This is a genomic window from Streptomyces sp. NPDC046308 (genome assembly GCF_055588065.1).
Genome location: NZ_JBVJFB010000001.1, coordinates 782,729 through 799,900, shown reverse-complemented (window position 1 = coordinate 799,900; position 17,172 = coordinate 782,729). Strand labels below are relative to the sequence as shown.

Here is a 17,172-nt window from a genome sequence, read left to right as displayed (position 1 = left end):
GGTCCTCCTGGATCCTGCGGGGCCCGCGGTCCCCGGCACCGCAGTCCGCTCCACCACCCCACCCACGAGAGGAGGGCGGATGGCATCCCCGTCCACCCCGCGGCCCACGGACGCCGCAGGCCCGCGGCCGGTCCTGGAAGCCCAGGGCATCCGCAAGCAGTTCCCGGGCGTGCTCGCCCTCGACGGAGTCGCCCTGCGGCTCTTCCCCGGTGAGGTGCACGCCCTGATGGGCGAGAACGGCGCCGGGAAGTCCACCTTGATCAAGGTGCTCACCGGTGTCCACCCCGCCGACGGCGGCACCGTCCTCGTCGACGGCCGACCCCACGCGTTCGCGGACCCCCTCCAGGCGCAGCGGGCCGGAATCAGCACCGTCTACCAGGAGGTCAACCTCTGCCCGAACATCTCGGTCGCCGAGAACATCCTCATCGGGCGCGAACCGCGCCGGTTCGGCCTCATCCACTGGTCCGCGCTGCGGCAGCGGGCGGCAGAGCTGCTGACGGAACTGGACCTCGACCTGGACGTCACCGGTCCGCTCGGTTCGCACTCGCTCGCCGTGCAGCAACTGGTCGCCATCGTCCGGGCGGTGGACGTCTCGGCGAAGGTGCTGGTGCTGGACGAACCCACCTCCAGCCTGGACCGCGAGGAGGTCGCCCAGCTCTTCACCCTGGTGCGGCGCCTGCGCGACCGCGGTGTGGCCATCCTGTTCGTCACGCACTTCCTCGACCAGGTATTCGACCTCTGTGACCGCGTCACCATCCTGCGCAACGGCCGCCTGGAAGGCGAGTACCCCATCGGCGAACTCACTCCGGTGACGCTGGTACGGCGCATGATCGGCGGAGAGCTGGCCACCCTCGACCAGTTGTCCGACCGTGCGCGCGAGGAAGCGGCCGAACGGGCGACCAGCGAGCCGTTCCTCCAGGCACGACAACTGACCCGCGCGGGCTCGATCGAACCGTACGACCTCGACGTCCATGCCGGTGAGGTCATCGGACTGGCCGGCCTCCTGGGCTCGGGCCGCACCGAGGTGGCGCGCCTCCTGTTCGGAGCGGACGGCGCGGACGCCGGAGAAGTGAGCATCGAGGGCAAGGCGGTACTCCTGCGGACCCCGCGCCACGCCATCGCCCGGGGCATCGCGTTCTGCTCCGAGAACCGCAAGTCCGAGGGACTGGTGGGCGAGCTCACGGTCCGCGAGAACATCGTCCTCGCGCTGCAGGCCGCCCGCGGCTGGACCCGGCCGCTGACCCGTGCGAAACAGGACGAACTGGCCCGGCACTGGATCGGAGCCCTGGACATCCGCCCCGCCGACCCCGAAGCGCAGGTACGCCACCTCAGCGGAGGCAACCAGCAGAAGGTCCTCCTCGCGCGCTGGCTGCTGACCGAACCCCGGCTCCTGATCCTCGACGAACCCACCCGGGGCATCGACATCGGGGCCAAGGCGGAGATCCAGAAACTTGTGGCCCGTCAGGCGGGCGAAGGTACCGCCGTGCTGTTCATCTCGGCGGAACTCGAAGAAGTCCTGCGCCTGAGCCACCGCATCGCCGTGCTCCGCGACCACCGCATGGTGGCCACCCTCACCAACGACGACACCGTCACACCCGAACGCATCCTCACGACCATCGCCACCGGAGCGGACTCATGACCACCCAGCCTGCCGAACCCGAGGCGGCCGGCGGAACCGGGAGACGCCTGGCCGGCCACCGCCTGCTGTGGCCCACGCTCATCCTGCTCGCGCTGCTCCTCGGCAACCTCGCGTTCCACCACGACTTCTTCTCCGTCCGCGTACGCGACGGCCACCTCTACGGCAGCCTCATCGACATCCTCCAGTTCGGCGCGCCCCTCACCCTCGTGGCGCTCGGCATGACCCTCGTCATCGCCACCCGGGGCATCGACCTCTCCGTGGGGTCCACCGTCGCCATCGCCGGCGCCCTCGCCTGTGGGCACATCTCCACCGCCGCACACCCCGGCAGTGTCGCCACCATGCTCACGGCGGTCGCCCTCGCCCTCGGCGTCGCCCTCGTCCTGGGCCTCGCCAACGGCTTCCTGGTGGCGGGGCTGGGAGTGCAGCCCATCGTGGCCACCTTGATCCTCATGGTGGCGGGCCGCGGCGTCGCCCAGCTGATCACAGGCGGCCAGATCATCACGGTGACCAGCGCCCCCTACAAGATGATCGGCGGCGGCTACTGGCTGACCTTCCCGTTCGCCGTCCTCCTGGCCACCGCCCTCGTCGCGCTCACCGCGTTCATCACCCGTCGCAGCGCACTCGGCATGCTGATCGAGTCCGTGGGAGGCAACCCCGCCGCCAGCCGCCTGGTCGGCATCCGCGCCGGCGGTCTGCTCGCCCTGGTCTACGTCTTCAGCGCGCTGTGCGCCGCCGTCGCCGGGCTGATGATCAGCTCCAACGTCTCCAGCGCCGACGGCAACAACGCCGGCCTGTGGATCGAACTCGACGCGATCCTCGCCGTGGTCGTCGGCGGCACCGCCCTGACCGGAGGACGCTTCTCCCTCGGCGGCACCGTCCTGGGCGCCCTGACCATCCAGACCCTGTCCACCACCGTCTACACCCTCGGTGTCCCACCCGAGACCACCCTCGTCTTCAAGGCCTTCGTCGTCATCGTCGTCTGCCTCGTCCAGTCCCCGGTCTTCCGAACCAAGGTCCTGCGCCGCCGCAGGGCGAGCACACCCCGACCCCCCACCACGGCGGGCGCCGCCCCGCAGCAGCAGGAGGTACGCGCATGAGTACGGGCATCGCGAGCGCCGCCGCCGGGCTCACCCGCCCCCTCGCGAGGGTGTCCCCGCGCACCCGCACCCGTATCCCACTGATCGTCACGGCCGTCCTGCTGGTCGTCATGTTCAGCGTCGGGTCGGTGCGCTACGAGGGCTTCCTCTCCGCGCAAGTCGTGCTGAACCTGCTGATCGACAACGGATTCCTCCTGGTCGTCGCGGTCGGGGCGACCTTCGTCATCCTCACCGGCGGCATCGATCTGTCCGTCGGCTCCATGGTGGCCCTGTCCACCACGCTCACCGCCTGGCTGGTCGAGTCGCACGGCTGGCCCCTGGCCGCCGTCATTCCCCTGGTCCTGCTGGTCGGTGCCGCGAGCGGGACGTTCATGGGCTGGATCATCCACACCTTCGAGATCCAGCCGTTCATCGTCACCCTGGCCGGCATGTTCCTCGCCCGCGGGCTCTGCTACACGATCAGCACCGAATCCATCACGATCAGCGACCCCACCACGGCGGGGATCGCGCAGACCCGGCTGTACGGCCCGGGAGGACTGTTCGTGTCGATCCCGGTGGTCATCGCCCTGGCCGTGCTGCTGATCGCCTTCGTCGTACTGCACCACACGCGCTTCGGCCGCAACGTGTACGCGCTGGGCGGCAACGAGTCCTCCGCACGCCTGATGGGTCTTCCGGTGGGCTCCACCAAGATCGCCGTATACGCCGTCAGCGGCCTGTGCTCGGCCCTCGGCGGCCTGCTGCTGACCTTCTACATGCTCTCCGGCTACGCCCTCCACGCGATGGGCATGGAACTCGACGCGATCGCCGCCACCGTGATCGGCGGCACGCTGCTGACCGGAGGTTCCGGTTTCGTCCTGGGCACGGCCCTCGGCGTGCTCGTCCTCGGCATGATCCAGACGGTCGTCAACTTCCAGGGCACGCTCAGCTCCTGGTGGACCCGGATCGTCATCGGCGCCCTGCTGCTCGTGTTCATCGTGCTGCAACGTCTGATGAGCGGCCGCCGCCCCGCCGCCGACTGACCCCGGGGCCGGGGCAGGGGCCCGTCCGCCCGTGCCGCTGCGCTGCATGCTGCCCGCACCGCTTGCCTCTCGCGGCACGCGCCCGGCGGAACGGGCGCAGGGCACACCACCGTGGAACACGCAAACCCAGCCGTCGACCAGGCTTCCGGGCCCGGGCAGGAAGTGCGTCGTCGGCGGACGGTACGCTCCCTGCACCCGGAGGGTGCGGGAACGGGTCGGAGGGGCGGTTCGGGTGCCCCGGCCGGGTCGCGCGGAGGTCCACGCGCGCGGCGTCCGCCTTCCTCCGCTGATCCTGCCGGACGGCTGGGGCCACCCGGCCGTTGTGGCGCTCACGGCCCGCGACCTCGCCGCTTGCGAACGCCCCGTACGCCCCGTATGCCACTTCGGCGCGACGGCGGGCCGTTGCGCCGACCGCATCGCGCGCGGCCGGCTCGGCGTCGCGGCTGCAGCCAGGGGTTCGCGACCCATGAGACCGGGACCACGATGCACGGCGGTCCCGACGGCGTCGACCAGGGTCCACAGCTTCACCACGTCACCGCCCGAGGGGGGCGGGCCGGTTCCGTCCGCTGCCAGGCGGTGGGGGTCATTCGCCGGACGGAGCGCTCCTGCGGGCCGTACTGGCGCGGACGATGAGCTCGGGCGCCACCACCAGGTGCGTCGACTCGTCGGTCCGGCCTTCGATGTGATCCAGGAGCAGGCCGATGCTGTCGCGGCCGAGCGAGGCGAAGTCCTGACGGATCGTCGTCAGCGGGGGTGGGAAGAACTCCGCCTCGGGGATGTCGTCGAAGCCGGCCACCGCTACGTCCTCCGGCGTGCGCAGGCCCGCTTCCCGCAAGGCCCGCAGGACACCGAGGGCCATCTGGTCGTTGGCGACGAACACCGCGGTGAGCCCCGCCTCCTGCCCTCGTGCCGCCCGTACCCGACCCGCGAGCTGCTGGCCGGCCTGGTAGCCCGACAGTGGACTCCAGTCGCCGCGCAGCAGGGGCGGCACCTCGGCGCCGGCATCGCGCAGCGCCTCCTCCCACCCCTGCGTGCGGGCCTCGCTCTCGAGCCAGTCGGGAGGGCCTGCGACATGCCACACGGTGGAGTGGCCCGAGGCGAGGAGATGTTCCGTGATCAGGCGGGCCCCGAGGTTCTGGTCCAGGGACACCCCGGGCAGGTCCAGGGTGTGGCCGCCTTCCACGGTGACCACCGGGCACGGTGCTTCCAACGCCGCCAGGGCTCTCACCGCGGCGCGCTGGGGGGTGACGGCGACGATCCCCTCCACGCCCCACCCGGCGAGGTGCTGCACGGCCTCGGCGAGGGCCGTCTGCGTGGCCGTCCGAAGCGTGACGGCGGACGTCAGGTAGCCCCGGTCCCGAGCCGCCTCCTGAACTCCCGCCACGGTGCTGGCGGGCCCGTGCAGAGTGGTGTTCACCGCGATGACGCCCAGCGTGTGGGTCCGGCGCGTGGCCAGAGCCCGGGCCGCCGAGTTGCGGCGGTACCCCAGCTGCTCGATGACCTGCGTCACCGCGGCCCGGGTCTTGGCGCTGACGTTCGGGTGATCGCTCAGCACCCGTGAAACGGTCTGATGGGACACGCCGGCGACGCGCGCGACGTCCGTCATCGTGGGCGCTCGCGAGACGTCTGGGAGCTGGGTCAACTGCCTTCCTTTCACATCGAGCGGCCTTCCCTCAAGGTACCGAACCAGCCGCGGCCCGCACACGTCTCGGACCGACCGGGAGCTTGTCGACAGAGTATCGATGTGGGCGTTCACATTATCTCGGGATGACCGCAGGGTAGGGGTAGGAATCTTGTCCCGTACCTCTTGAGATTTCTGCTTGTTAGCGCTCACAATTCGATCAAGGCTGCGGACGTCTGGCAGCCACCGCGCATGTCGGAGAGAGACGGTGGAAGCGTAGTGAGCGGGACCCTCCTCAAGGACCTCCGTCGCGAGGTCCTCGCGGCCAACCTGCGCATCCCGGAGGCTGGTCTGGCCACCCTCACCTGGGGAAACGTCAGCGGAGTGGATCGAGACGCCGGCGTCTTCGTCATCAAGCCGTCCGGGGTCTCCTACGCCGACCTCACCGAGGAGGACCTGGTGGTGGTGGCGCTGGAGGACGGCCGGGTCGTCGACGGGAACCTCAGGCCGTCCACCGACACCGAAACCCATCGGTGCCTCTACCGGGCCTTCCCCTCCATCGGCGGCGTCACCCACACGCACTCGGCGCACGCCGTCGCCTTCGCCCAGGCGCGCCGCCCGATCCCCGTCCTCGGCACGACACACGCCGACACCTTCAACGGGCCCGTCCCCGTGACGGCGGACCTCACCGCGGAGCAGTGCGCGCAGGACTACGAGTACAACACCGGCCAGGTGATCGTCGCCCGGCTGGACGGCGACCCCCGTCGGGCCGACGAGGTCCCCGGAGCGCTCGTCTCCCGACACGGCCCCTTCACCTGGGGCGCCACCGCGAAAGCAGCGCTGGAGAACGCCATCGTCTGCGAGGCCGTGGCGGAGATGGCGCTGCACACCCTGGCGCTGGGGTCCCGGCTCGGGGAGGCCTCCGCACCGCCGGCACATCTGCTGGAGCGGCACTTCACCCGCAAGCACGGACCGGACGCCTACTACGGCAACGCCCCCCACGCCGCCGGCCACTGACGCCGCACACCGCCCAACGAGCCGCCCGGGGCCCGCCACCGCCGGGTGGAACGGCACGCGGGCGTCCGGCGGCAGCACGAGCTTCGGCCTTTGCCCAAAAGCGGAGCCCAGACCGTCGCCTGTTTCCCGATACCTGGGACATCGTGGGCGGCCACGTCGAGGCCGGGGAAACGGTTCTGGAGGCTCTCGCACGCGAGGTTGAGGAGGAGACCGGCTGGCGCCTGACCCATGTGCGGCGTTTCCTTGGCACCACGACCTGGACAGGGGACGACGGCGGTGGACTCCGTCACGAAGCCGACTATCTCGTCGAGGTCGACGGCGACTTGGACCACCCCACGCTGGAATGGTCCAAGCACTCTGCCTACGAGTGGTTCGACCCCGACAACCTCGCCCGCCTCAAAGAGAACCGCAGACCCGGAGAGTTCCTGATCCACGACCTCATCGCACGGGCCATCGGAGATCCCCTGGACAAGTCCTAGTGGAGGCGCGGGAAGGCCGCGGCGTGGGTCTTCAGTGGTTCAGGTGCGGGTCCAGCACTGGTGGCTGCCGTTCGAGCAGGAGTGGAGCGGGATCAGCGTGCCCTTGATGTGGTGGGTCATCGCCTGGCGCAGTGCGCTGCCGCCGAGGTTCTGCATCCAGCCGGGCTGCCGGGAGTGCCAGGTCAGGGTGTGGCCGCGTACCTGCTTGCCGTTCTGCGCCGCCCAGTTGTGGACGCGGTCGCCGGCGGCGAAGTGGAACCGGCCCTGTTGGGCTCGGTGGCGTCGATCTTCATTTCGTTCTCGGGCGTCACCGCGTTGAATTACCGGCCGAGGCTCGCCACCGGGACGGAAAGATCGAGGGCCGGTACGGATCGGCCTTCCGGACGAGGGACCTGGCCTGTTCCGGCCACCACACCCCGGCCGCGGGATCGACGATGCCGTACTCCGGGTCGATGGTGCCGCCCTGGATCCCCCGGTTGCACTGGCCGTCGGACTGGCGTCGACGAGCGCGGTACGGGTGTTCGCGGTCGGCCGCGCGCCGATGTCGCGACCAGGAGCGTTGCACCAGGTCTGCGGGTCCCCGCTGTACTTGCCTGCGGGCGGGGTCCAGGCGCCCCGGCCGTTTGCCTGACCGTCCGCGAGTCCGCCCCCTGATCTGCCCGCCCCGGCCTGATCGGCCGGATCCGGTCACCTGCCGCTGGAGCGGGGCGAGCCGCTCCAGCCCGGCTCCGGGGGAGGAACCCCAGCCGGCGCACGGCTGGGGTTCCTCGGAGACGGTGGACCGGGCGGGCAGGTCAGCGCTGGAGGGTGAGGACAGCCGGACGGTACGGCAGTTGGTCGTAGGGGCCGCCGGCGGTGGGGGACTTGCCCTGGTAGAGGAACTGCAGGTTGCAGGGGTCGACCGTCATGGTCTGGTCGGGGTTCTCGCGGACCAGGTCACCGTGGCTGATGTCGTTGGTCCAGGTGGCACCGCTGTTGGCCTTGCCCGCGAAGGGGTTGCTCTCGCCGGCGGCCTGGGGCGTCCATGAGCCGTTCAGGCTGGTGGCCGTGAACGAGCGGAAGTAGCGCCCCTTCGCGCCCCTCGCCTCGACGATCACGAGGTACTGGTTCTGGCCCTTGACCTTGTAGACCTGCGGCGCCTCGAACAGGTTGTCCGGCGTGTCGCTCATGACCGTCGTGTACGAGGAGCCGAAGTTGCCCGGGAAGTTCCCGATCGGCATGCTCGCCCGGTAGATCTTGCCGTTGTCCCCGGCGAAGAACAGATACATGTTCTGGTCGTCAGCGATCAGTGTCTGGTCGATCGGGCCGGTGGGGGACTCGGTGCGGGGGATGCTTCCGGTGAACAGCGGCTGCGGCGCGGACCAGCCGTTGGGGTTGGTGGGGTCGCTCGACGTGCGGTAGATGAACGGCCACGCGCCCCACTGGTACGCCAGCACCCAGATCTTCTTGGGCGCGAAGTAGAACAGGGTGGGCGCCACCGTGGCCTGGTTCATGCCGGACTGGCCGGCCGAGGCCATGTCCGACCAGTTCGTGAAGGGGGCGAACATCATCGAGCCGTACGACGATCCGGAAAAGTCGGACCCGTAGACCAGGTGCTTGCCGTTGTACGTCACGTTCGTGAAGTCCTTCAGCGAGGCCCACCCGTTCGCAGGCTGCGCCAGCGCACCCGTCGACGTCCACCGGTACGCCGCCGGAAGAGCGCACGGGCCGCCCGTCGGCGCGGGCGTCGTCGGGGCCGGCGTCCCGGACAGACCGCTCCACTTCTGGTTGCCGCCGGACCAGCAGGCGTACAGCTGGATCTTGGTGCGGTTGGCGGTGGCCGCGCCGACGGCGTCGAGGCACAGCCCGGACCGGACGCCGGCGATCGTGCCGTTGGCGTTGATGTTCCACTGCTGGCCGGCGCCGCCGTCGCAGTCCTCGATGACCACCGCGGCGCCGTTGCCGGTACCCCTGGCGTCCAGGCACTTGTTGCCGTAGACCATCAGCTGCTTGCCGGAGGTGTAGGTCCAGCGCTGGTTGGTTCGTCCGTGGCAGTCCCACAGCTGCGTCTGGGTACCGTTGTCGGTGGTGGAGCCGTTGATGTCGATACAGCGACCGGAGGCGACGCCCTTGATCGCCCCGGTACTGGTCCCGCCGGTGGGGGCGGAGGCGGCCTTGAAGGCGTTCACGACGGCGGCGTGGGCGGCCTTGGGGTTGCCGTTGTTGTCGAACAGCAGGGGGCTTTCGCCTCTGCGCCAGGAGTCGCTGTCACGGATGCCCCATACCGTGATGCCGGTGCACCGGGCGACGGACAGACAGGCCTTGACCGTGTCGGCGTAGTGGGTGGGCGACGCCTGGGCGATGTCCAGCTCGGTGATCTGGACGTCGACGCCCAGGGCGGCGAAGTTGGACAAGGTGGTCTGGAAGCTGGACGGCGGCCCGCCGGTGCCGAAGTGGCTCTGGAATCCGACGCAGTCGATCGGCACGCCACGGGACTTGAAGTCCTTGACCATGCTGTAGACGCCCTGGGTCTTGGCGTCCGACCAGTTCTCGATGTTGTAGTCGTTGTAGCAGAGCTTGGCCGAGGAGTCGGCTGCCCGGGCGGTGCGGAACGCTTCCTCGATGAAGCCGTTGCCCAGCACGTTCTGGAACACCGAGCTGCGGTGCTGGGAGGAGCCGTCGGCGAACGCCTCGTTGACCACGTCCCAGGCGTAGACCTTGCCCTTGTAGTGGTTCATCAAGGTGGTGATGTGGTTGTTCATCACGCCGCGCAGCGTGTTCGCGTCGCCGATGGAGCCGACCCAGGACGGGAGCTGCGAGTGCCAGACCGCGGTATGGCCGCGCAGGCGCTGACCGTGGGCCGCGGCACGGTTGACGATCTGATCGGCGGGGCCGAAGGTGAAGTTGCCGCGGGACGGTTCGACGGCGTCCCACTTCATCTCGTTCTCCGGGGTGATCATGTTGAACTCCCGGTCCGAGATCGCGGCGTACGTCGAGTCGCCCAGCCTCCCGGCAGCGACGGCCGTGCCGAAATACCTGCCCGAGGGGGTCGCCTGCGTACCCAGGCTCGCCGCTCCGGCAGGGTCGGGGAGAAGCGTCAGCACACCGGCCAGCAGCGTCGCGGCCGACAGGCCTATCGTCAGGGTCCGGCCGCGCCGGCCGAGCCGGTGCAGGCCCTTCGTGATTCTCCTCGGGGACTGCGGGTCGACTGGGGAGCGGTGATCGTGGGCGCGTCGGCCCAAGCCGCCTGATCTGTGTCGGGTCATGGAAAGCGCTTTCTTCAGCAGATGCATCGTCGGTCGAGTGGGGCAACCTCCGACGCCGGCACACGCGGTGAACGGCGGGAAGAACACCCCACGAAGTGGAGGCCGCCGAGCTCGTGGTCGCGTAACAAAAAAGTCGCGCCACCCCGACGATTTCCCGGTGATGCATCTCGCAGGCAAAAAGTGTTACGCCGGGCCCCGCGGCCTGGTCGGCCCGCGGAAAGGGCGCCTCACCCTCAAGGTGCGGTTGTCAGCCGAGGCCCCCGCGCACGAGGAAGGAAGCCTGGTCGGCGAAGGCCCGTGTGCCGTCGGAGCCGTCGAGCCAGATGCCACCGTCGCGGTGGCGGATGACCGACCCGGGATAGTTGTGCGCGTGCAGGGTCACCGACCCGGCGGCCGACCCGGCACGCGGACAGAAAGTGGCGTCTTCACGGAACAGTTCGCTGCCGTCGTCGGTGCTCAGCCGAAGCCGCAGTTCACGATGGCGCAGGTAGCGGCCGTCGGCGGCGCGGAAGGTGACGCACCGCGCGTCGGCCAGCCCCCGGACGACCGTGAACGTGGCCCGCTGCCGTGTCTGCGCGCTGCTGGACGCGGAGACCCGGCCGAGCGTCGCCAAGTCGCCGGCGTACGCGAGGTACAGGGTGGGTTCGTCCACGGACTCCAGTGCCTGTCCGCCCAGCGGAACGATGCCTGCGGCGGCGGACGGATTCACCGGGGACGGTTCGGCCGACGTGGTGGTGCTCGACGGGACCGGTGTGGGGGTGCCGACCGTGGGAGCGGCCATGACGCCGGGCGCCCGGTGCGCCGGTTCGGGCCAGGCCGCGTAGGTGGCGGCCCCGGTGATGAGCACCGCGCCGGTGGCGAGGCCCACCAGCTGCTGAGCGGTCACCGCATGGAGTTTGGCGATCAGCGAACTGTGCAGAGCGCCTCCGCCCGTCGCCGTGCCGGCGGCGACGGGCGCCGTGGCCAGCCCGGCGGCGCTCGCGGCCGTACCCGACAGCAGGCCCTTGGCGGCCAGCGCGGCGACGAGTCCCACCGGGACGGCCAGCGGCGCGAGGCTGAGGAGCAGGAGTTCGGCAGGGACCCGTTCGGCCGTGGTCGCCGTGCAGACCTGGCAGTCGCGGGTGTGCCGTGCGATCCGCTTGCGCCACACCGATGTACGAAGACCGTCCCAGCCGACGACGGTCTCACCCAACTGCGGACAGCGCGGGTGGGCCTCCAGCGCGGCGACGATCGTCCGGCTCAGGTCCAGCTGCTCGCGCATCCGTTGCAGGCGTACTCCGACGTGGGCGACGGTGAGCCCCGTCGCGGCGGCGATGTCGTCCCGGCTCAGCAGTCCGGCGCATTCCTGCCACCACAGCGACAGCAGCACCCGGTGGTCCGCGTCGAGCCAGCGGCCGGCCTCGGCGACCTGACGGCGCTCGTCCGACACGTGCAGACGCAGGATCGTCATGTCCTGGGGTCCCGCGCCGGCGTCCGGTATCCGGAGTGCCTCGTCGATGACCGTCGTCCGGCCGGCGAGCGCGCGTTGGCGGTGCCAGTGGGTATTGATCTGGCGGAGCGCGATCGACACCAGCCAGGACCGGAAGCTCTCGGGCGTACGCAGGGCAGGCAGGTCGCGCACGACGCGCAGCAGGGTTTCCTGGACGACGTCGTCGACGTCGGCCTGGCCGTTCAGCGCTCGCCGGACGATGTTGTAGAGCAACGGCAGGTACGCGGCGATCAGTTCCTCGCGCGCCCGCTCGTCACCGGCCTGCGCCGCGACAACCAGCCCCGTGTGATCCGTATCCATGAGACCCATTCCCACCTCCCTCAGGGGAGCGATCCGCCGAGTGCGGCGCAACACCATGACGTCGGCAAGGGTATGCGCGCAAAACCCGTGTTTCGGAACGGGGTTGACGTCCCGAGGTGACCCGCAAAAAGTTCCCGGCTCAAGGCAACCCTTTGCGGGGCCCGTGACCACAAGGAGTCGGATCCGGCCGTCCGGTAGCCGGGTCCACCTCCCCTCTGGTGGCATGCAAGGAGAACCCCCCCATGAAAAACCCCACGAACGGCGGGCGCCGCGGTCGTCACCGCCGTCGTTGGACCGCGACCGGTCTGCTGCTCGGTGTGCCCGCCGTCCTCGGGCCGTACCTCCTGTTCGTACAGGAGGACTCGCAGGCCGCTACGGTCGACGGCAACGCCTACTACCGGCTGGTCTCCGTACGCAGCGGCAAGGCGCTGGACGTCCACGCCTTCTCCACCGCCGACGGAACCCGCATCCAGCAGTGGACCGATCAGAACACCGCCAACCAGCAGTGGAAGCTGCGGCCCACCGGGGACGGCTACTACGAGCTGGTGAACCGCAACAGCGGCAAAGTACTGGGCATAGCGGGCGACTCGACCGCTCAGGCGGCCGCCGCCGAGCAGCAGACCGACAGCTCCTCCAGATCCCAGGAATGGCGGATCGACGACGTGAGCGGTTCCGACGCCGTCGTCCTCACCTCCCGCAGGAGCGGCCAGGTCCTGGACGTCTCCGGAGGCTCCACGGCCGACGGCGCGGCCGTCATCCAGTACGGCGGCCATGGCAGCACCAACCAGCAGTGGAAGCTGGCGCGGACGGCCGAGCGCCAGGCGCCCGGGTCGGGGCCGTACACGTGGCGCAACGCCCAGGTGGTGGGCGGCGGTTACGTCACCGGGCTGGTGTTCAACCCGCGGGAGAAGGGCCTGCTGTACGCGCGTACCGACATGGGCGGCGCCTACCGCTGGGACAGCGCGGCCGAGCAGTGGATCCCGCTGACCGACTGGCTCGGCGAGAAGGACTGGAACCTGCTGGGCATCGATTCGCTGGCCACCGACCCCGTCGACCCCGACCGGCTCTACCTCGGAGCGGGCACTTACACCAACGAGTGGGCCGGCAACGGCGCGATCCTGCGCTCCACCGACCGGGGCCGCACCTTCAAGCGCACCGATCTGCCCTTCAAGCTGGGCGCCAACGAGCCCGGCCGCGGGGCGGGCGAACGGCTCGTGATCAACCCCTCGAACCCCGGCACGCTGCTGCTGGGCACCCGCAAGAACGGCCTGTGGCGCAGCACCGACCACGGCGAGACCTGGAATCAGGTCTCCGCGTTCCCCGTCAAGGACGGGGCGAGCAGCGGCGCGGGCATCTCCTTCGTGACGTACGGCCCGGCCGGCAGCAACACGGTTTACGTCGGCGTCAACGACAGGTCCACTTCCCTGTACCGCTCCACCGACGGCGGCAACAGCTGGCAGGCCGTCTCCGGGCAGCCCACCGGCCAGATGCCGCAGCACGGCGTGGTCTCCGGTGACGGCTCGCTGTACCTGTCTTACAGCAACAGCGTCGGCCCCATGGACGCGACGGCGGGCTCGGTGTGGAAGTACACGCCGTCCGGCGGGGCGTGGAGGAACGTCTCCCCGTCCCAGGGCACCTACGGGTTCTCCGGTCTGGCCGTCGACCCGCAGAAGCCGTCCACGGTGATGGTCACCACCCTCGACCGCTGGTGGCCCGAGGACGAGATCTACCGGACCACCGACGGCGGTGGGACCTGGAAGGCACTGGCCGACAAGTCGGTGCGGGAGGCCTCCGCCGCTCCTTACGTCGGCACCCACACCGGGCACTGGATGACCGCCCTGGCCATCGATCCCTTCAATTCCGGGCACGTGCTGTACGGCACCGGCAACGGCATCTGGCGCAGCAAGGACGCCAACGCCACCGACGGCGGCGGCACCAGCCACTGGACCGCGGGGGCCCGCGGGCTGGAGGAGACCGCGCTGATGGACGCGATCGCCCCGCCCGGCGGCGCCAATGTCGTCACCGCCATGGGCGACCAAGGCGGTTTCCGCCACGACTCCCTGACCGAAGTGTCCGCCGGGCGGCTGAAGAGCCCGATGATGAGCAACAGCACCGACATCGACTTCGCCCAGTCCAACCCTTCGATGATGGTCCGCGTCGGCAGTGGCGGCGAGCAGGACGGGGCCTACTCCACCGACGGCGGCAGCACCTGGAAGGGTTTCAAGGCAGAGCCGGTGGCCGGGGCCCGGGACGGCCGTGTCGCGCTCTCGGCGGACGGCTCCACCATCGTCTGGACCCAGGCCGGCCAGGCCCCGTACCGCTCGACCGACAAGGGGGCGAGCTGGTCGAAGGTCAGCGGCCTGGGCACCGACGCGGTGGTCGTCGCCGACCGCTCCTCGGCCAAGACCTTCTACTCCCTGTCCGACGGCAAGCTCTACGCCAGCACCGACGGCGGCGCGACCTTCACCGCCCGAGCCGGCAGCCTGCCCGCGGGCCGGCTCACGGCCGTCCCCGGCGTCGCCGGCGACCTGTGGATCTCCGGCCACGGCAAGGGCCTGCTGCACTCCACCGACGGCGGCCACACCTTCACCACGCTCACCACGGTGCAGTCCGCCTCCGCCCTCGGCTTCGGCAAGGCCGCACCCGGCGCCTCCTATCAGGCCCTGTACCTGATCGGTACCGTCAAGGACGTCACCGGAGTCTTCCGCTCCACTGACAAGGGCGCCACCTGGCTCCGCGTCAACGACGACGCCCACCAGTGGGGCGGCATCGGCGGCACCGGCGTCATCACCGGCGACCCCGACGCCTTCGGCCGCGTGTACGTCGGCACCAACGGCCGCGGCCTCCAGTACGGCGACCCGTCCTGACCCCGATGCTCCGGCGGGGCCGCAGGCCGGGCGGCCTGCGGCCCCGCCACGGCCGAGGGACCTGACCGCCGCCCCCGAAGCCCGCCGAGGTCCGGTCGAGGGTTCGGGGGAGGGACGTGTCAGGGGCTCCGCTGGTCGTGGGTGTCCTGGCGGAGCTGGTCGGTGTGCCGGGTCAGGGCGTCGATGCGTTCTGCGAGCTCCGCGTCCTCGGGCCGCAGGTGGTCACGGGTGTCGACCAGGGGACGGACGAGGCGGGCGGCGTCGTTGTCGGCGAGGGCCAGGTTCAGGTCGCCGACGGCGCCCTCGGCGCCGGCGGGGAGACCGGTCAGTGCGGTGACCTGGGCGGCGAGGCGGCGGAGGTCTGCCGCGTGGTCACGGGCCCAGGCGGTCACGGTGCGGTCGGCGGCGCGCGTGTCGCGTATGGCCTGGACGCGCTGCTCACCGGTGCTCCCGGCCGCTCCCGGGCGCAGCCGCAGGTAGCGGCGTTCGGCGGCCTGGCGGCTGGCGACCCCGAGCGGGCCAGCGAGGTCGGCCCAGCTCGCGCCCTGCCCGCGGGCGGTCTCGATCAGGCCGCTCTCCCAGCCGGCGAGCTGTTCGCGGACCTCGCGCAGCGTCACCAGCGCCGCCAGAGCGACGCGGGGGTCGGTGTCCGCGTCGGTCGCCGCCGCGTCGGCCGTCGTCGGGCGCGCGGAGGGTTGCCGCGTGTCCCTCACGGCCTGGTTGATCGCCTCCAGTGCCGCGGCGGCGGCCAGGAAAGGGATCGGCTCGGGCGGCTCGGGGGCCTCGTTCATGACGTTCTCCCGGCTTGTCATCCTTCAGATGACTGCGTGCTTGTCATCGTTTCGATGACATGTTACAACGGAGGCACGTTGAAGCGCATTGGCAGTTCCTGCCCGAACCAACTGGAGGTGTTTCGCGATGTTGATGCGCACCGACCCGTTCCGCGAGATGGACCGGATCGTCCAGCAGCTCTCGGGTACGTCGGGGACCTGGTCGAAGCCGTCCGTCATGCCGATGGACGCCTTCCGGCAGGGCGACACGTACGTGATCGCCTTCGACCTCCCCGGTGTGAGCACCGAGGCGATCGACATCGACGTCGAGCGGAACATGCTGACGGTGAAGGCCGAGCGCCGGCCCACGGGGAAGTCCGACGGCGTGCAGATGGAGCTCTCCGAGCGGCCCCTCGGGGTGTTCTCCCGCCAGGTCATGCTCGCTGACACCCTCGACACCGAGCACATCGAGGCGGACTACGACGCGGGTGTCCTGACCCTGCGGATCCCGATCGCCGAGCGTGCCAAGCCCCGCAAGATCAGCATCGGCGGCGAGTCCGGCCGCAAGCAGATCTCCGGCTGACCAGACCCGTATCAGCGGCGGAGGACGGGGAATCGATCCCCCTCCGGCACCCCGTCCTCCGCACCCCTCGGATCGTTCGCCCGCCCCGGAGGTGACGTCATGCCGATACGCAGGGAGTCGTTCCTGGCACACGTGCAGGAACGCGGCGAATACCACACCCCACAGGAAGCGGAACGGGCGGCCCGCGTGGTCCTGGCCCTGCTGGGCGCGCACCTGGTCGGCACCGTACGGGCCGAACTCGCCGCCCGGCTCCCCGAGGAGTACGCCCTGATCCTGCTCAACCCGCTGCAGGCCGCGGAGCCGCTCTCGCCCGAGCGGTTCGTCCGCGCGACCGCGGCCTGGATCGAGGGCGCCACCGAGAAGACGGCCCTGTGGGACATCGGCGCGGTCCTGTCCACCGTGGCCGCCGCGGCGGGTGATGTCCTCATGCGCGAGGTACTGCTCCAGCTCCCTCCCGGCTACGACCTCCTCTTCGGTCACCCCCAGCCCACCTGACCGGCTCCGACGGCCGGAACCCGAACCTGCGAAGAGAAAGGCAACCGCAGCACCATGTACGACCAGCCTCGACCGGACCGGCCCACCCCCGCCATGACGTTCGAACAGATGCTGGAACGCGTGCGCTATGAGGGCGCCTACCCCACCCGCGAACGTGCGGAGGAAGCCGTCCGTGCCGTTCTCGCCGGGCTCGGCCGACAGGTCACCGGTGACGAGCGCGTCGATCTCGCCCAGTGCCTGCCCGTCGAAGCCGCCCTCGCCCTGACCGCCCAGGTCCCCGATACCGAGCAGCTCACCGGCTGGGGCTTCGTCAAGGACCTGGCCGCACGAACCGGCGTGAGCCCGGCCATCGCCCGGTGGGACACCGGCGCCGTATTCGCCGCCGTCGCCGCCCTCGCCGGACCCGGCCTCCTCGCCAGGATCCTGCGAGCACTGCCCGACGACTACGCCCTCCTCTTCGGGCAGGCGCAGCTACGCCAGCCTCAGCGCGCCGCCGCCTGACCGGAGCCGGCTGCGCGCGGACATGCGACGGGTCAGTGCTTTGCGGCTCG

General features: G+C 70.6%; 13 protein-coding genes and 1 pseudogene. 9 read left to right on the top strand and 5 right to left on the bottom strand.

The window, feature by feature from the left end:
• Positions 1 to 79: 79 nt before the first annotated feature.
• From ACZ6JT_RS03590 to yjfF, 3 genes are read left to right on the top strand one after another with little or no spacing between them, the layout of a single operon-like run.
• Positions 80 to 1,639: a sugar ABC transporter ATP-binding protein gene (locus ACZ6JT_RS03590; protein WP_469206772.1), complete on the top strand. Its 1,560-nt coding sequence runs from the start codon at positions 80 to 82 to the stop codon at positions 1,637 to 1,639.
• Positions 1,636 to 2,736 (top strand): ABC transporter permease, encoded by a 1,101-nt coding sequence (locus ACZ6JT_RS03585; protein WP_469206770.1) that lies wholly within the window; start codon positions 1,636 to 1,638, stop codon positions 2,734 to 2,736. Before ACZ6JT_RS03590 ends, ACZ6JT_RS03585 begins: the two co-directional genes overlap by 4 nt.
• Positions 2,733 to 3,755, top strand: coding sequence for a galactofuranose ABC transporter, permease protein YjfF (yjfF, locus tag ACZ6JT_RS03580; RefSeq protein WP_469206768.1), 1,023 nt, complete (start codon positions 2,733 to 2,735; stop codon positions 3,753 to 3,755). Before ACZ6JT_RS03585 ends, yjfF begins: the two co-directional genes overlap by 4 nt.
• Before the next feature lie 583 nt (positions 3,756 to 4,338).
• On the opposite strand, the gene ACZ6JT_RS03575 is transcribed toward yjfF, so the two are convergent.
• Positions 4,339 to 5,361, bottom strand: coding sequence for a LacI family DNA-binding transcriptional regulator (locus ACZ6JT_RS03575; protein ID WP_469208166.1), 1,023 nt, complete (start codon positions 5,359 to 5,361; stop codon positions 4,339 to 4,341).
• Positions 5,362 to 5,655: 294 nt separating this feature from the next.
• Between ACZ6JT_RS03575 and araD the strand changes: the two genes are divergently transcribed.
• Positions 5,656 to 6,393, top strand: a complete 738-nt coding sequence (gene araD / locus ACZ6JT_RS03570) for an L-ribulose-5-phosphate 4-epimerase AraD (RefSeq protein ID WP_469206766.1) — start codon at positions 5,656 to 5,658, stop codon at positions 6,391 to 6,393.
• Positions 6,390 to 6,872 (top strand): NUDIX domain-containing protein, encoded by a 483-nt coding sequence (locus tag ACZ6JT_RS03565; protein WP_469208164.1) that lies wholly within the window; start codon positions 6,390 to 6,392, stop codon positions 6,870 to 6,872. Before araD ends, ACZ6JT_RS03565 begins: the two co-directional genes overlap by 4 nt.
• 93 nt (positions 6,873 to 6,965) lie before the next feature.
• Here ACZ6JT_RS03565 and ACZ6JT_RS03560 read toward each other — a convergent pair.
• From ACZ6JT_RS03560 to ACZ6JT_RS03550, 3 genes and pseudogenes are all read right to left on the bottom strand, one after another.
• Positions 6,966 to 7,192 (bottom strand): annotated as a pseudogene (locus ACZ6JT_RS03560) (endo-1,4-beta-xylanase); the annotation flags it as partial.
• Between the two features lie 474 nt (positions 7,193 to 7,666).
• Positions 7,667 to 9,994: a non-reducing end alpha-L-arabinofuranosidase family hydrolase gene (locus ACZ6JT_RS03555; RefSeq protein ID WP_469208162.1), complete on the bottom strand. Its 2,328-nt coding sequence runs from the start codon at positions 9,992 to 9,994 to the stop codon at positions 7,667 to 7,669.
• A 370-nt stretch (positions 9,995 to 10,364) separates the two neighbouring features.
• Positions 10,365 to 11,906 carry a sigma-70 family RNA polymerase sigma factor gene (locus tag ACZ6JT_RS03550; RefSeq protein ID WP_469206764.1) on the bottom strand — a complete coding sequence of 514 codons (1,542 nt, stop codon included), beginning with the start codon at positions 11,904 to 11,906 and terminating at the stop codon, positions 10,365 to 10,367.
• 242 nt (positions 11,907 to 12,148) lie between these two features.
• Here ACZ6JT_RS03550 and ACZ6JT_RS03545 point away from each other — a divergent pair, with 242 nt between their 5' ends.
• The gene (locus ACZ6JT_RS03545; RefSeq protein WP_469206762.1) at positions 12,149 to 14,773 is read left to right on the top strand and encodes an RICIN domain-containing protein; all 2,625 of its coding nucleotides are present in this window, start codon (positions 12,149 to 12,151) and stop codon (positions 14,771 to 14,773) included.
• Between the two features lie 119 nt (positions 14,774 to 14,892).
• Here ACZ6JT_RS03545 and ACZ6JT_RS03540 read toward each other — a convergent pair whose 3' ends face one another.
• Positions 14,893 to 15,564 carry an HSP18 transcriptional regulator gene (locus tag ACZ6JT_RS03540; RefSeq protein ID WP_469206760.1) on the bottom strand — a complete coding sequence of 224 codons (672 nt, stop codon included), beginning with the start codon at positions 15,562 to 15,564 and terminating at the stop codon, positions 14,893 to 14,895.
• Between the two features lie 127 nt (positions 15,565 to 15,691).
• On the opposite strand from ACZ6JT_RS03540, the gene ACZ6JT_RS03535 reads away from it, so the two are divergent.
• From ACZ6JT_RS03535 to ACZ6JT_RS03525, 3 genes are all read left to right on the top strand, one after another.
• Positions 15,692 to 16,126 (top strand): Hsp20/alpha crystallin family protein, encoded by a 435-nt coding sequence (locus tag ACZ6JT_RS03535; RefSeq protein ID WP_469206758.1) that lies wholly within the window; start codon positions 15,692 to 15,694, stop codon positions 16,124 to 16,126.
• A gap of 99 nt (positions 16,127 to 16,225) precedes the next feature.
• Entirely contained in the window at positions 16,226 to 16,621 is a 396-nt protein-coding gene (locus tag ACZ6JT_RS03530) for a DUF2267 domain-containing protein (RefSeq protein WP_469206756.1), read from the top strand.
• A gap of 54 nt (positions 16,622 to 16,675) precedes the next feature.
• Positions 16,676 to 17,122 (top strand): DUF2267 domain-containing protein, encoded by a 447-nt coding sequence (locus tag ACZ6JT_RS03525; RefSeq protein WP_469206754.1) that lies wholly within the window; start codon positions 16,676 to 16,678, stop codon positions 17,120 to 17,122.
• Positions 17,123 to 17,172 lie beyond the last annotated feature (50 nt).